The sequence below is a fragment of the Rhabdobacter roseus genome (assembly GCF_014202275.1).
GTDB classification, from domain to species: domain Bacteria; phylum Bacteroidota; class Bacteroidia; order Cytophagales; family Spirosomataceae; genus Rhabdobacter; species Rhabdobacter roseus.
On the sequence record NZ_JACHGF010000010.1, the window covers coordinates 206,209 to 220,133 of the forward strand.

At 57.3% G+C, this 13,925-nt stretch carries 15 protein-coding genes; 3 read left to right on the top strand and 12 right to left on the bottom strand.

From position 1 onward, the window contains the following. Nucleotides 1-712 precede the first annotated feature (712 nt). The 3 genes from HNQ92_RS23465 (at nt 713) to HNQ92_RS29230 (ending at nt 2,716) form a co-directional block, all read left to right on the top strand. Nucleotides 713-1,336 carry a type IV toxin-antitoxin system AbiEi family antitoxin domain-containing protein gene (locus tag HNQ92_RS23465; RefSeq protein ID WP_184177988.1) on the top strand — a complete coding sequence of 208 codons (624 nt, stop codon included), beginning with the start codon at nt 713-715 and terminating at the stop codon, nt 1,334-1,336. Then, nucleotides 1,329-2,108, top strand: a complete 780-nt coding sequence (locus HNQ92_RS23470) for a nucleotidyl transferase AbiEii/AbiGii toxin family protein (protein ID WP_184177990.1) — start codon at nt 1,329-1,331, stop codon at nt 2,106-2,108. Before HNQ92_RS23465 ends, HNQ92_RS23470 begins: the two co-directional genes overlap by 8 nt. A gap of 383 nt (nt 2,109-2,491) precedes the next feature. After that, nucleotides 2,492-2,716 carry a T9SS type B sorting domain-containing protein gene (locus HNQ92_RS29230; RefSeq protein ID WP_425504311.1) on the top strand — a complete coding sequence of 75 codons (225 nt, stop codon included), beginning with the start codon at nt 2,492-2,494 and terminating at the stop codon, nt 2,714-2,716. 484 nt (nt 2,717-3,200) lie between these two features. Here the strand turns inward: HNQ92_RS29230 and HNQ92_RS23480 are convergent, their stop codons facing one another. The 12 genes from HNQ92_RS23480 to HNQ92_RS23535 form a co-directional block, all read right to left on the bottom strand. Beyond that, a complete protein-coding gene (locus tag HNQ92_RS23480; RefSeq protein WP_184177993.1) occupies nt 3,201-3,458 on the bottom strand; it encodes a hypothetical protein in 258 nt (85 codons plus the stop codon). 35 nt (nt 3,459-3,493) lie between these two features. After that, nucleotides 3,494-4,285, bottom strand: a complete 792-nt coding sequence (locus HNQ92_RS23485) for a hypothetical protein (RefSeq protein WP_184177995.1) — start codon at nt 4,283-4,285, stop codon at nt 3,494-3,496. A 15-nt stretch (nt 4,286-4,300) separates the two neighbouring features. Then, nucleotides 4,301-5,149, bottom strand: coding sequence for a DUF4138 domain-containing protein (locus HNQ92_RS23490; RefSeq protein WP_184177998.1), 849 nt, complete (start codon nt 5,147-5,149; stop codon nt 4,301-4,303). 25 nt (nt 5,150-5,174) lie between these two features. Further along, entirely contained in the window at nt 5,175-6,512 is a 1,338-nt protein-coding gene (gene traM, locus HNQ92_RS23495) for a conjugative transposon protein TraM (protein WP_184178000.1), read from the bottom strand. Continuing rightward, entirely contained in the window at nt 6,500-6,922 is a 423-nt protein-coding gene (locus tag HNQ92_RS23500) for a hypothetical protein (RefSeq protein ID WP_184178002.1), read from the bottom strand. The genes traM and HNQ92_RS23500 overlap by 13 nt, the downstream gene beginning before the upstream one ends. Before the next feature lie 4 nt (nt 6,923-6,926). Further along, nucleotides 6,927-7,544: a conjugative transposon protein TraK gene (traK, locus tag HNQ92_RS23505; RefSeq protein WP_184178004.1), complete on the bottom strand. Its 618-nt coding sequence runs from the start codon at nt 7,542-7,544 to the stop codon at nt 6,927-6,929. Between the two features lie 13 nt (nt 7,545-7,557). Further along, nucleotides 7,558-8,661 (bottom strand): conjugative transposon protein TraJ, encoded by a 1,104-nt coding sequence (gene traJ / locus HNQ92_RS23510; RefSeq protein ID WP_184178006.1) that lies wholly within the window; start codon nt 8,659-8,661, stop codon nt 7,558-7,560. Nucleotides 8,662-8,672: 11 nt separating this feature from the next. Beyond that, nucleotides 8,673-9,311 carry a TerB family tellurite resistance protein gene (locus HNQ92_RS23515; RefSeq protein WP_221307530.1) on the bottom strand — a complete coding sequence of 213 codons (639 nt, stop codon included), beginning with the start codon at nt 9,309-9,311 and terminating at the stop codon, nt 8,673-8,675. 14 nt (nt 9,312-9,325) lie between these two features. Continuing rightward, entirely contained in the window at nt 9,326-9,988 is a 663-nt protein-coding gene (locus tag HNQ92_RS23520; RefSeq protein WP_184178008.1) for a hypothetical protein, read from the bottom strand. Next, nucleotides 9,945-10,634 (bottom strand): conjugal transfer protein TraI, encoded by a 690-nt coding sequence (locus HNQ92_RS23525; protein WP_184178010.1) that lies wholly within the window; start codon nt 10,632-10,634, stop codon nt 9,945-9,947. Before HNQ92_RS23525 ends, HNQ92_RS23520 begins: the two co-directional genes overlap by 44 nt. Nucleotides 10,635-10,650: 16 nt before the next feature. Beyond that, a complete protein-coding gene (locus tag HNQ92_RS23530; protein ID WP_184178012.1) occupies nt 10,651-13,122 on the bottom strand; it encodes a TraG family conjugative transposon ATPase in 2,472 nt (823 codons plus the stop codon). A 113-nt stretch (nt 13,123-13,235) separates the two neighbouring features. After that, complete coding sequence (locus HNQ92_RS23535) at nt 13,236-13,622, bottom strand: DUF4133 domain-containing protein (protein ID WP_184178014.1); 387 nt, start codon at nt 13,620-13,622, stop codon at nt 13,236-13,238. Nucleotides 13,623-13,925: the final 303 nt, after the last annotated feature.

Below are 13,925 nucleotides of genomic sequence, written 5' to 3' on the forward strand. Positions count from 1 at the left end.
ACTATAAAGTACAAATCTCGAACCTTTTCCTCCTGGATTTGAAGCGCTTGGCGCACCTGGTTGAAGGATAACTATATATTGCAAATAGGAGCGCTTGCTAAACGGTTGAATACAGCTATCCGCCCGAATGAATGATGTGTTTGCAGCGTAGGTTTTTAAATTCTGCGGGAGCAGATTAGGGAGGTTTGTGTGCTGGAGGGTCATGATGTTTTCCAAAGCAAATTTGAGCCATTGGAAGGGATTGACTTCACCTTTCTAGTAGGCAGGCTCAGGCTGTGGAGTTTGTGAAAAAGGTGTAAATCGTGGTAAAAGTAGCTAATTTCGTTTTGCCCATTAGCTCATTAAGAGGCTTCCTAACCAGCTCTTTTGGCCGATTACACAGCTGAGTATTACCCGCCAACCCGTCGGGCTGGTTGTCCAGTCTTACTAAACCTCGCCATCTTCCCTTGAATATTCCAGTCTGTAAGTTAAGGATTTTACTAAAAGACTATTCTGTTCAATTTTTTTGGCAAAGGCAACGACGGACACCTACTCGAACTACTTGCGGGCCGCACGAGTCGAGACCACGAAGATAGACCAACCGACGCACTGAGACTGGGTAGTGTACAGAGGGAACATCCGCATCTCTTTTAACGACAGTAATGGCTTAGCAAGAATGCAGAATTAGTATATATTTCTTTTTTATGCTATTTTTCGCAAAAAAGGGAAACGAATGGATTTTATCACCTTTCAAAAAGCTTTTCGGGATAGCGGCCTCATTGAGCTCCACGAAGTGCTAAAAGTTTTTCCTCGCTTCCAGAGCCGACGACTGGCGGACTGGCAGGAGAAAAACTATATTCAGAAAATTATCAACCGTTTCTACGGCTGGACGGATCAACCGCTTACGGAACAGCTCACCTATTATACGGCCAACCGTATCTACCGGGATTCGTATGTTTCGCTCTGGACCGCTCTGAGCTACTATGGACTGATCCCAGAAGGCGTTTATCAAACCTATTCGGTTTCAACTCATAAAACCAAATCGTTTGATACGCCCATTGGTACGTTCGTTTATCAACACATCAAACCAGCACTTTTTTTCGGCTATCGTATTCAGCGATGGGAGAATAAGCCGGTCTTACTGGCTGAACCCGAAAAAGCCCTGTTGGATACGTTTTACCTGAATCCTCAGTTCCGGGACCAGGTTGACCTGGATGGCTTGCGGTTGAACTGGCTAACCTTAGCCGACATCACACAGCCAGCAATCTTTGAAGAATATGCTGCCTTTTATCAAAATGCACGTGTCACACGTCTGGCCAACCTCCTCATCCAGCAGCTAAAGACCTCTCATGATTAACCTGCAACATATTCAGCGTTCGTTTCCCCGGCATGTACAACAGGCACATCGCTTCATGCTAAGGGAATACCTACAGTGTCGAATCCTGGAAATTCTATTTAACAGCGATTTTCGGAGCCAGTTTGCTTTTTTAGGCGGGACCTGCCTGCGGCTGATTCATGACAATCAGCGGTTTTCTGAGGATCTGGACTTCGATAATTTCAACCTCACCGCCGAGCAGTTTGATCAGGTTTCCGTTCTAATTGCCGAAGGACTGGAGTTACAAGGATATGAAGTCGAATTTAAAACCGTTAGCAAAGGCGCCTACCATTGCTATATCCGCTTTCCGAATATGCTGTTTCAGCATGGTTTATCCGGTTATGAGCAGGAGAAAATCCTGATTCAGCTGGATACCGAGGCCCAGCAATTCGCCTTCAAGCCGGAAACGGTTCTGCTCAATCGCTTCGACACGCTGGTCCGTATCTTTATAACACCGGCTTCCCTTATTCTATCCCAGAAATTTTATGCCATTTTAAATCGTCCACGCAACAAGGGGCGTGATTTTTTTGATGTGGTCTTTCTGCTGGGACGCGGCATTCGGCCGAACTATGATTACCTATCTCAGAAAGTAGCTATTCAAGAGGCTATGGGTTTAAAAGAACGACTGCTGGCCCATTGTGAAGCATTGGATATGAATGATATGGCGAAGGATGTGGAAGCGTTTTTATTTTACAAGCCAGATCGGAATAAGGTTTTACTGTTTACTGAGATTATTAAACAGGCGGATCTGTGATGCTTATGGTGCCATGAGTAAGACAAATGGGTCTTGCCTTATTTCTCTTTTGGCTATTCAGAAATTACCGGAGTGCTATTTGTCGGAAAGAGGATTGCAACGAACTGCTCTTCGCCGGTAGGGGCTTACCGCCGTAGGGCCGTGGGCTAAATCGGATTGATGGCTAAGTGGTCGTGGCCTTCGGACATACGGTTCAAAGGCAGGTCTATGCCGTTGACGGCTCCTGCCGTTACGGTAGCCTCCATGGGTGGAGCGAGCATTTGCTGGCCGAAAAACGCATCCGTTTTATGGTGGGAGGTGTCGGGATAGGTAAAGACTCTATTCGGGTGGAGGTGGTTTGCCGAGCTTCACATCGCCTCGGCCTTTACCCCAATTAGGATGGGCTGAATGATACCCTGGACCTTAAAAACGTGGCGGCTTTTCCGGCCTCGGAGCCGTTTATCTACAACTGCTGGGGCGAACTTGTATTCTACAACCAGGGAGGCGGTAAGGCTTGGGACGGAAACTTCCGCAATGCTTACGTACCTGCGGGTTCGTATCCCTATGCCATTAGATATCCCTACGATGATTCGTCCGTTCACCGCGGAACCAGGCTTTCTATACGGTAAGCCGGGGTCGGTTGGACTGTCAGCTAAAAGGGTTGCGCGCCCACCTTTTTCCAGATTAATTCCCTAAAAATATTCCGTTTGGCACAACCTGCATAGAACTTGCTTGAGCTCTCTTTCCTGTTTGCCCTTAACCCTATTTGTTCAACCGCGTCCTTTGCCGGTGGCTCTAAAACATCAGCAGTGCCGATGAGTTGGGACAGGGATGGCAGCTTTACCGGTAAAAAACTACCCCAGCGCAGGGGGGCAACCGGAAGGCGAAGCCAGTATCAAAGAAAAAGAGATTGTAAATCGCGGAGGAGCCTCACGACACGGTTAGCCACCTGCCCAACCGGAACGGATGGCAACAGCAACCTTCTCAAAGGCGGTTCCGTAGAAATGCCAAGCGCCTGATTCTCCCAAGGAACTTCTGAGCGCCCCCTGAGCCAAGATGATGGCCTTCCATCGTTTCGAGGAAGAGCTGCTTCCGAACATTAAGGGAGCTTTACTAGTAGTCCGAGCGGAAATAGATCCGGCTCGGGCGCTTAGGGTCGTAGGAAGGTTCGTACTTTAGGTAGCCCCCGACGGCCAGTTCCCGCACCAGTCGGTAGTAGGTAGAGCATCCCATTTTGGCCCGACTCGAAACGTCCCGGGCAAAGACCTTCAACGGCCCGGGGGCCGGTAGGTTGGCCCACCGCCCAACCAGGACTGCGTACAGGCCGATGTGCGTCGGCCCGATTCGGGGATCCTTCTCCGCCTCCTTCAAGAATTCTTCTAAATACGCCAGGGTCGACCCTTGGTCTAGGTCCTTGCTATCCCCTTTTTTTTTCTGGCCTGGGTTATAGCCGGTTCGTGCTCCGCATCCGCTTCGACGGCCCCCCGTCGTGCGGATTTTTGCGGGGTGTCGGCATCCACGGGTCTAGTGGCTTCCCGCGGGCCGAGCCGGACCCGCTGCCAGTTCTGATCGTAGAGGTGAACCTGCTTAAACCGGGGATGGGTCTGGATAAATCCCTTCCTTTCCGAGCCGTCCTCAGCCGTGTAGGTTACCGGCACGACGTTCCCCTTCCGAAGCCCCTGCAGGAGCCGCTGCTGCTCGGTTTCCTCCGAAAGCCCCCTAAGGGGTAGCTTCCCCAGGGCTTTTTCGGGGTCAAACCCGTAGTTGCCCGAATACTTCCTGAAGGTAAAGGAGCCATTGTCGGCGGGGTTGAGATCCATTTCGACCCAGGCATTGTAGGGCTTCCCTTCTTTACTGACCAGGTCCTTGTTAACCGCCCGCCCTTTCAACAGGTTGTAGGATTCCTTGTGGGTAAAAGCCTGGTCGCGGTGGACGTAAAAGGTGTGGCGCAACGGGGTGCCCTGTGGCCCCTCTTGGAGGGATACGGCGTACTTGTTGAAAAAATACCGATCCGTTTCCGGCGATTTTTTGAAGTAGAGGGTCGTGTGCATCTCGTCCGTCCCGTAAGCGGTGCGGTGCTCCAGGGTGAACGTCGGCTCCTGGCGTTGCAGGTTAGCCCGGAGCGGTTCTGCCAGTCCTTCTCCGAAACCGGTATACTTAAGCTGGTCCCGTAGGAATTCAAAATTTTTCTGGTTCATCTTCGTGCTGGTTTTTTATCTCGCTAACTCAAAGGTGCCGGTTATCGGGAGGACCCGTCGGAGGGTCCTGGCCCGCAGCCTAAGCGGAACCTGCCGATCCCCCCGGAGCGCTTCAGTCAGGTCCACGGCCAGGTACTTTTGCTTCGGCAAATGGTGCTTGGGTAGGGCGTATACCAGCACGCTTTCACTATTTCCGGCTAGGGTTTGGGTATTTCCGTGGGTATACACGGGAATCAGTTCCTCTTCCTGAACGGCCCCGCGGCGAACCTTTCGTTTCGCGCGGACCAAGAAGCGGAGCCCGCCGAAATCGAAACCGACCGGGCTGCGGTTGACCACCCGCAGGCGGTAGTACAACAGGTCGTTTTTTAGGTAGAGGCCCGTCAGCCTCAGCACCAGACCATCCTGTCTTTTTTGGGCCAGGCGCCTGGGTTTTTCCCGCTCCGCAATCCAGGCGGCCGTCGCTTCGGCTTCCCAGGCCTGCCTACGGGTACTGAATTGGGCGCTGGCTACCTTGCCATCCTTCACCACCTGGAGGGCCAGCACGGGTTTTTCGGCCCAGGAAACCGCAAAGGTAAACAGGGTCCCCTCGGCCGTCACCACGGTGAGGCTGGTCGGGGTAAAATCCTTGCGGGCTGCCTTGATGTGCAGGAGGTTCTTCATGCCCGGGGGCATCTGGACCAACAGGTCCCGCGTTCCCAGGTCGACGCTTTGGATTGGGTACGGAAATAGCAGGCTAACGGTTTGGTCGTCGGCAATGTGGAGGGTTTCGGGTGGAATGGGCAGCAGTTGTACCTGCGCGGTCGCCGTGTCACTCGAGATGATCCAAGCCGCGATGAGGATGTGGAACCAAGGATGTAGCTTCATCGTACTAGGGATTGAAGAGGGGAAATCAAAGGGCGCTCGCGTGATGGTCCCGGAGCAAAACCTGGTACCCGGCCTTGACCGTTACCTGAACCAGGCGGGTCTTGCGCCCCAAGAAGGTACGGGCGGTCTGCAGGCCGGCCTGCACCGCCTGGGCCCCCAGGGAGGGGTTCAGAACCTCTAGGTTGAGTCCCTGAAGGTCCTGGCTGAGGGATTGTTTGGCCACCGTTCGGCCCAGGGCACCGGGTACGTAAATCCCTTCCATTCCGTCCAGGTCGTAGACGGATAGTTTAACGGGGAACAGGGCGTTGTCCCGCCGGATGGAACCGACCTCCACCCGCAGCCGCTCTCCGCGAATCGAAGCCGTGCCGTACAGGAAGCTTCCTTCCGGAACGAGCTGCCCACTCAGGTAGACATCGGCCGTCAGCCGTAATTTGACGGTAGCCCCGGAGACGAGCGTCTGGTCCTGGTGCACGACGGCCGGCAGGGCATTCTGAAGCGGTTCCGGCTTTTCGTCGTCCAGGGAAAAGAAACCATGTTGCGGCGAGGCAGGCCCCAGCCGGTCGTGCTCGGGCCGTGCGTTGGGAGCCGCTTCCAGCCGCGCCACCGGCACCTGATCCCGGGCTAGGGTTACCGTACATTCGGGCTGAAGGGGCAATTCGTCTCCCGGACGGAGGGAGTCCCCCGGGGGCTGCGGATGCTGGATGGAAATAATCTTATCCAGCAGGGCTTGTAATTCCTGAATTTCCGGATCGGGTTCCGGATTGAGGCCCGCCATCCGCGTCTCCCATGGGAGGAGCTCCGGGTTGACCGGAAGGGGCTGGATGGCCGGTGGGGAGAGTGGGACCAGCTTCTCCGGGGACGGCTGTACGCCGGGCGAGGCGTCGCCCCGGGCGCGCGCGGACGTGCGGAAACGGGGTTCGGCGCTGGTGGCCAGGGCCGCTTCCAGCTCATTCAACTTGGCGTAGACCTTGGCCTCGCCGGGATCGGTGTACACCTGCCCCCGGTAAATCACGGGTTTTTCCGGCTTACTACCCCCATCCAGCCCCTGCAGGACCTTTTCCGCTCTGGCCGGAGTGGCGACCGGCAGCTGTCGGTAGGGATCCTTCCTGAGGAGTTCGAGCCGTTTTAGGGAGTCCTCGGTGGCTTTTCGGTAGTAGGCCAGCTTGTCCATGTCCTTTTCTTTCAGGAAGGCCTCGGGCAGGTGGGGGTTGAGCCCCCCGGGGGGGGCTACGGCGGCTTGGGGGCTGAGGTAGGGGCGGGCCGACCAAAACAGCAAGGTCAGAAACGGCAGAACCAGTACCGGCAGCACGGTATACAACCGCCGCTGGCGTAAAAAGGTGGGGGAATGGCTTAGGGTTTCCATGGCTTGGGTGGGGTTGGGAGGGTTGAAAAGGAAAAAGGAGGGCGAGGCGGGAGGCTGTCCGCAACCGCTTCCCGGGCCAGGCTGTCGGTCTGCCGCCGGGGTTCCACCGGCGGCAGACCGAATGGGATGCCCAGCCAGGTGTGGACTTGGGCCAGGGAAGGGGTCAGAGGGATGTTTTCTCGGCTGTACAGGCCCGTCGCCAACAGGTAAGTGCTATACGCGCCCGCCGTCAAGGCCACGCCCACCCCGCCGACTTTGATCCAGGCGGTTGGGAGTTTTTCGAAGAGGCAACCCAGGTGGTCGGCCCCGCGGCGTTGGTACCGGAGCAGCCTTCGGGCCATCGATGCGGCCAGCGGGTCGGAGGAAGCCTCGCCCGGCTTCCCTTTGGTTGGTTTGAAATCGTAGAACATACGTTTAACGGGTTTGAATGTGCAAGTCTTGGTTTTCCAGTATTTTCCATTTCTCGATGAGAAATCCGTGGGGATTGCGGTCGCTTCGGGCCAGGGGGCGCAGGTACCCTTCCGTGACCAATTTTCGGCTGACCAGGCTCGTCGGACGAATGATCCGTTGCAAGGCGTTGCACCGGAAATAGTAGGGGGAGCGGTTCAGGTCCACCACCACCGAGTCAAGGACGATTTCCTGGCTGATGTTGCCAGCGATGATCCCGGTATAAAATCCTGATTCCTTCAGGGCGTCGTACTGGCTTTTGGCCGAGCCGTCGGCCAGGTAGAGCGCCCGGGACAGGTTGGCCTGGATGGCCTTGTCGTCGGGGGAAAGCGTAAAGAACAGCCGGTGGAAGGTGGCCACGTGGTCCCGGGCTTCCACGGGAATGTTTTCTCCGCGTTCGGAGGCGTAAGCCTCCAGTACCTTCCCACCCGCCAGGATATAGACCGTTTGTTGGTGCTGCCGGGCCAATTGGTAGCTTTGGTAAACGGCTAAGCTGGCCACGGTCACGCTACCCACAACGACCAGCATCGTGAAGGCCCGGACGTGTCGGAAGGCCGTGTCAATTCGTTTTGCTTGGGTGAACATGGGCCAACAGGTTTTAGGGTTGCGTTCGCGCACGGTCGGGCAGGCTCCCAAAACCTCCCCGGGCGGGAAACGCCCGGTTCCCCAGTCCGGTCGCCGTGTGGGCCATGAGCGTCGTTACTTTGTACAGCAGGGTATTGCCGCCCCCGGCGTGGATGATGTAGTTGGCCACCGAGGGCACGGAAAAGTAGCCGACGATTCCGATGATGAGAAAGATCAGGTAGGCCGTGTCGTGCGGAGAGAAAAACGTATCCCCGTTGCCTTCGATCTGCCGGATGTCCAGGGCGATCATTTTTTCCTGAATCTTGCCGAGAATCGCCCCGAAAAGGTTCGCCACCGGGAGCCAGAGGAAGATGTTCAGGTAGCGCGCGATCCAGGCCGTGAGCGTATGCTGAAAGCCGTCGAAAACGGCGATGCCAAAGGCCAGGGGCCCCACGATGGCCAGCACGATCAGGTAAAAGGTGCGAATGGTGTTCAGGCAGAGCGCGGCCGACTCGTAGACAACCCGCAGGATTTCACTCAAGGCCGCCTTGATCGCGTTCCGAAAGTTGTAAGACTGCTTGGCCAGGTAAAACTTGAGGTCGTTGGCCAGACCGTCCCCAAACCCTTCCGAATAGTCCTCTCCGTAGGTGTAGCGTAGCCATTTTTCCCGGTTTCCCTTTTGATCATCTCCCACGTACATCTCCCAGAACCCGGAGTTCCGGACGGCTTCTTCCCGGGCCTTCAATAGCCGGGCGATGGCCTGATCCGAGTCCGTGACCATCCCGGAGGTACCGGACACGGTGGGGGCCATCACGCCGTTGATGAGGGCAATCACCCGGGGAAACAGCAGAATGACGAACCCCAGGACAAAAGGCCGAAAAAGGGGGTAGAAATCGATGGCTTCCGCGTTGGCCAGGTGACGCCACACCCGGTGGCTGATGTACCAGATGGCCGCAAAGCCGGCAATCCCCCGGCCCACGTTGATCAATTGGCCGCAAAGGGGCATCATGTCCCAGTAGAGCGCGTCAAGCACGGCATTAAGGCCCCGGATCTGTTCGCCGTACCCTTGGGCCGAGGCCAGGCCGGGTACCAGGAGCGTGGCCCCCAGCCCGGGGGCCGTTTTCGTCCAACGGTTCATGGTCGCCGGGTTTAGGGATGGAGGCCAAACAGGCCGGTGATGACTTCCTGGTTAACCCGTTCGTGTTCCCGCTGGGCGGCCAGCACCGCCGCGTTTCCGTTGAAATGCCGCAGGAATACCAGCTTGTCTGCCAGGTCTTGGTAGATCCCGTCGATCGCGGCGAGCCGCTCATCGTCCGAGGCCCGCATCGTTTGGTCGGTGATAACCAGGGTCAGGGCCTCCAGATTTTGGATACTTTCTGCGAGTAAGCGGTCGTACACGCGCCTGAGGTACCGGAGTTCCTCTTCCGTCAAGGAGCCCCGGGCCGAAAAGCGGGTGAAGGCGGTCCGATACTCCCGGACCAGGGCTAGCTGGCAGTCGATGATGTCGTACACCCGCGGGTCATTTTTAACGGCCGGGTTTACTTTCAACAGCCCGTTCAGGAAGGTTTCGTGCAGCTTGAAGTTGCCCTGCGTCAGGTCCCGGATCGTGGTATAGCCCTTGAACAGGATTTCGTAGCCTTTCCGGAGCTCATCCAGAATCTGCCGGAGCTGGTTGAGTTTTTCGAGGTTCAGGACCAGTTGGGCAATCTCGGTTTCCTGGGCCTGGACCGGCCCCGCCAGGGCGATCGCCAGGAGCAGTAGGGCCAGGGGTTTGGGTCGTTTTTTCATGGGTTCGGTTGGATTTAATGGAGGCCGTACCAGATCCGGCCATTTAGTGTTTCCGTTTGTTCGCCCTGCCGCTGCGCGGCGAGCAGGCGGCTGCTTTCCAGCACTTGCCGGGCCCGGCGGTAGTTGGCCGATGTAGCCTGGTGTAGCTGTTCCAGGATGCGTATCCTGGCGTCGTCGGACAGCCTAAGCGCCCCGTTTGTGAGGACAGCCTCGTGGCGTTTGAGTAGGTCCACCGCCTCCCAGGCCAGCCGATCAAACACGCCCTTGAGGTGGGTCTTTTCCGCCGCCGATAAGTACGGGACGGGGCTTAAAATGCCGTCCAGTTGCCAGTACAGCAGGATCGTACCCCGGGCTTGACCCACGATGGCCTGAGCCATCGGCGCGTTGCGCAGGGTCGGTTTGACGATGGCCAACGAATCAAAGTGATTTTTATGCAGCCGGTATTCGCCGTTTTTGAGGTCGGAAATCCGATCCAGCCCCACCCGGGCGATTTCGTAGCCCTTTTGGACCAAGGCCAGGTAGGCCCGGTACTGGGCGATTTGCTCAATCAGTTGCGGCGGGACCTCCTGCCCCCAGCAGCCGGGTCCCAGCCCCAGCAGGAGCCCCAGGCGGATCATTCGTTTCATGATCCGCTTACGCATCGTCCAGGCCGTATAGCGCCCGCGTTTGTTTCGCATCCGAGGCCTCCTTCGCCCGCGAAAGGCTCAGGGATTGGTTCTCCCGGTTGAAGTTCGACAGCTCACCGTCGATCCGATTTACTTGCCGGGCCACCTGGTCGATGAGGGCCAGGCGTTGGGCGTCGCTCATCTGGGTGGTGAACGACCGCACAACCCGCGTGAGCAGGTCCACGCTGCGGGCGGTTTCCTCCAGCATGCCGGTGTATACCCGTAACAGGTAGGCCCGTTCGTCCGGGCTAAAATGGTCGTCCCGCTGGAAACGGGCCCAGGCCGTTCGGTACTGGGTGACGATCCGTGCCTGCTTGTCGGCAATTTCCTTGATGCGGTAGTAGGAGGCGATCACCGCCTTGACCTTTTTGAGCTCTTCGTAGTATTCCTGGTAGAGGTCGCGCTGCTGGCGGACCCAGTCGGCAATCTCGTCCAGGTGCAGTCGGGTCATCGTGTTTTCGAGGACCTTCTGCGCATTTTGCAGGCGGATCACCGCGTTTTGGCGACGCTGGATCGACAGGTCTACCTGGCGGACCACCCGCCGGATTGCCTCCTGGATGAGGGCGGTGAGGGGGTCGGCGGGGGGCGTAGCGTCGGCCGTTGGCAGGGGGAGGAGCCCACCCAGGAACAGCCATAGAATACGGATGCCTTTTTTCATTACACCGGTCTTTGGTTTAGTACTTTTGCTTCGTCCGCATGGCTTCCGCCAGCGCCCGGATCCCTTTTTCCAGGCTGCCGTAACGGGTCGCGTAGGCGGCTACCTGTAGCTTCTCCGTCTCCTCGGTCGTGTAGGTGAGGTATTCTTCCGGGCTTACCTCGGTCCGGTACACCCGGCTGAGGGTGCCGCCCAGGCTGATGAAGACCTCCTTGTACTTCCGGAGCGGATCGTTGGCCCGGTTCACCGACAGGACGAGCGTCTTTTCCTTTTCCGTAAGCCCCAGTAGTTCCTGAATCGGATCGAAATTGTTGCGGTATTTCGACTGATCGAGCAAGATTTTGCAATCCGAATTGTGGAGGATGGCCTGTTTGACGACGGGGGACGAAAGGATGTCTTCCACTTCCTGGGTGACGACAATGGCTTCGCCGAAAAATTTACGCACGGTTTTAAACAGGTACCGGATGTACTCGGCCATGCCTTCCTTGGCAATGGCTTTCCAGGCTTCCTCGATCAGGATCATTTTGCGTACCCCCTTGAGTTTGCGCATCTTGTTGATGAATACCTCCATGATGATGATGGTTACCACCGGAAATAGGATGGGGTGATCCTTGATGTTGTCCAGTTCGAAGACAATGAATCGTTCCTCTAGCAGGTTGAGGTTTTCCCGGGCGTTGAGGAGGTAATCAAACTCCCCGCCCGCGTAAAAGGGTTTAAGCACGTACAAGAAATTGCCCATGTCGAAATCCTTTTCCTTGACGCGGTCCCTGGCCAACACCGGCGCGTACTCGTCCCGCAAAAAGGTGTAAAAACTGTCGAAGCTGGCAAATACGTCCGGGTGGGTATCCAAAAAAGCGTAGTAACCCGTGATGGCGTTGGACAAGGCGACGTATTCGCTGCGCTTGTATACCTCATCGTCTTTTTTCCACAAAGCCAGCAGTAACGTCTTGAGGCTTTCCTTTTTTTCGGTATCCAACGCGTCCCCTTCCGGCCGGTAAAAGGGGTTGAAACGGATGGGGTTGTCTTCGCTATAAGTAAAATAGTACCCCTGCACCAGGTCGCACAGCCCCCGGTAGCTGTGCCCCACGTCCACCAGGACGATGTGGGTCCCTTGTTCGTAGTAGCTTCGGACCAGGTGGTTGGTAAAAAAGGATTTTCCCGAACCGGAAGGCCCTAAAATAAATTTGTTCCGGTTGGTGCAGATCCCCCGTTGGACGGGTTCGTCGGAAAGGTCGACGTGCACCGGCTTCCCCGTCAACCGGTCCCCCAGCCGCAGTCCCACCGGGCTGCGGGAAGATTGGTAGCTGGTTTCCAGGTTGAAAAAGCAGGCCGCCTGCTCGGCAAAGGTATCGAAGGTCTCGTAGGCGGGCAGCGCACCTTGGTTGCCGGGGATGCCCGCCCAAAAAAGGGGCGGGGCTCCCACCGTTTCCTGCTTGGCTACCGCGTCCATTTGCGCCAGGGCGGAAGAGACCTGATTCCGGATTTCTTTCAACCCGGCCGGACTGTCTGCCCACGCCAGGATATTGAAGTGCGCCTTGACGGGCAACCGCTGCTGGCTGATGGCTTCGTTGAGGAAATCGTTCGTCGCCTCCCGGGCGATGCTGTTCTCGCGGGAGTAGGCCGACAGCGATTGCAGGCGCAACCGTTTGCTTTCGAGTTTTTGCAGGGTCTTCTGGGCATCCTCCACCACGACGTACTGGTGGTAGATGTGGTTACAGGGCAGGAGCTGCCCCAGGCTGGCGGCAAAACCCACGCTGAATTTGGTTCGGTCCGTACTGTAGCGGGGGTAGTCGATCCGGCTACTGCACAGGGAAGGCAGGTCGGCCGCGTCCCCGAGGGTATACACCAGGGCGTGGCGATCCCCCACCGTGAGGCCCTCCCGAAAGCTGATGTCTCGGAGGAGGGGATGTTCGGGCTTTTCGGCCAGGAAGCAGTAACGCTCGATGAGCCCCGCTGCCCGCGGCCGACTCCCCAACTCGTCGTTGGTGAGCCGCCGAAGCCGCATAAAGCCGCTGTCCTCGAGGATTCGTTGGCATTGGCCGACGCTTTCCAGAAAGTCCTGCAGGCGTTGCGACTGGATCGTTTGCTCTGGCACCAGGCTGGCCCCGCGCAGATTCGAGAACAGCGACCGTGCCGGTTTGCGGTCCTCCGGTTTCTTGGTCAGTAGCAGGTAACAGCGGTGATCCAGGAAGGGACGTTCGTTGAAAAAACGCTCGCTGCTGCGGCCCAGAAAGCTGGTTTCCTCCGGGCTAAAATCGGCCTGGTGGTGGCTTTCCAGAAACCAGTCCTGCTTCAGAAGCACACTGTGCTTGGGCAGCACCCGGATGGCCTTGACCCAGGCCTGGTGAAAGGCCTCGTAATCCTCGTCGGCGAGCGTGAAAATTTCGGGTAGGTCGGCCTGAAAAACCACGGTCAGGTCCCCAAAGGCGCTGAGGATGCAATCATGCTCCACGTCGAGGATCGGTAAGATTTCGTCCCATATTTTTTCCATGGCTGGTTATTTTTTGATGGTCTTGGTTCGTTGGCCGGGTGAGCCGTTCCCTTCCCCGTGCGCGGGATTCGGCGGGCTCTTTCGCGGCGGGGCTACTCGTTCCGCGCCCGTGGCTAGAGACGCTCCGGTTTTCCTTGGGGGCGCCCGCGGTTGGCTGCCTGACTCCGGCCATTTCCTCGTTTACGGGGAAAGAAAAAGGCCTTTCGACCGCGGGCCCTGAGGTGGTCGGGAACGCGTCGACGGACCAGGACTTTGACCAGACCGTGTTCCCCGTACCGGTTACTTAGGCTGTAGAGCGTAAGGGTTAGCGCGGTTCCGGCTACCAGTACTACCCCGATGCACAGGTAGGAGGACAGACCCAGCACCGAATAGAGCAGCACGTACAGCACGAACAGGGTGCCCATGCTCCCGCCCATGTACCCGATGTACTGGGCCTTCAGTCCATGGAATTCGATGCTCCGGTTGATGGACTTGTTGATCGGATACTTTTGGTTCGCCACGTCAATCCTACTTTTTGTACCGTTTTTCTTAGCTAGGTTGCACTCCTGGTTCGGGGTCTTACCCCTTTCGGTGCCAAGGCCAGCCCTGCTCGGAGGGGCGGGTCTGGGCGGTTAATGGCTTGCCCGTTGGCAAGGGGAACCGGGAGGGGGCCTGGGACCCCCACCCGTTCCTCCACGCAGAGCGGCTGGGCGTGCTAGGGCCGTTTACCTTCCCGAATCGCTTTCCGGCGGTCTTGGGTCCACGCCCCGATCCGCCCCCGCGCGGTGACCCTCGTTTTGTGCGCCGAAAAAACGCGGGACGGT

Bases quoted from the DNA above. Each gene is read 5' to 3' on its own strand.
- HNQ92_RS23465 (WP_184177988.1), top strand. From the start codon at position 713: ATGGATTTTATCACCTTTCAAAAAGCTTTTCGGGATAGCGGCCTCATT.
- HNQ92_RS23470 (WP_184177990.1), top strand. From the start codon at position 1,329: ATGATTAACCTGCAACATATTCAGCGTTCGTTTCCCCGGCATGTACAA.
- HNQ92_RS23485 (WP_184177995.1), bottom strand. From the start codon at position 4,285: ATGAACCAGAAAAATTTTGAATTCCTACGGGACCAGCTTAAGTATACC.
- HNQ92_RS23490 (WP_184177998.1), bottom strand. From the start codon at position 5,149: ATGAAGCTACATCCTTGGTTCCACATCCTCATCGCGGCTTGGATCATC.
- traM (WP_184178000.1), bottom strand. From the start codon at position 6,512: ATGGAAACCCTAAGCCATTCCCCCACCTTTTTACGCCAGCGGCGGTTG.
- HNQ92_RS23500 (WP_184178002.1), bottom strand. From the start codon at position 6,922: ATGTTCTACGATTTCAAACCAACCAAAGGGAAGCCGGGCGAGGCTTCC.
- traK (WP_184178004.1), bottom strand. From the start codon at position 7,544: ATGTTCACCCAAGCAAAACGAATTGACACGGCCTTCCGACACGTCCGG.
- traJ (WP_184178006.1), bottom strand. From the start codon at position 8,661: ATGAACCGTTGGACGAAAACGGCCCCCGGGCTGGGGGCCACGCTCCTG.
- HNQ92_RS23515 (WP_221307530.1), bottom strand. From the start codon at position 9,311: ATGAAAAAACGACCCAAACCCCTGGCCCTACTGCTCCTGGCGATCGCC.
- HNQ92_RS23520 (WP_184178008.1), bottom strand. From the start codon at position 9,988: ATGCGAAACAAACGCGGGCGCTATACGGCCTGGACGATGCGTAAGCGG.
- HNQ92_RS23525 (WP_184178010.1), bottom strand. From the start codon at position 10,634: ATGAAAAAAGGCATCCGTATTCTATGGCTGTTCCTGGGTGGGCTCCTC.
- HNQ92_RS23530 (WP_184178012.1), bottom strand. From the start codon at position 13,122: ATGGAAAAAATATGGGACGAAATCTTACCGATCCTCGACGTGGAGCAT.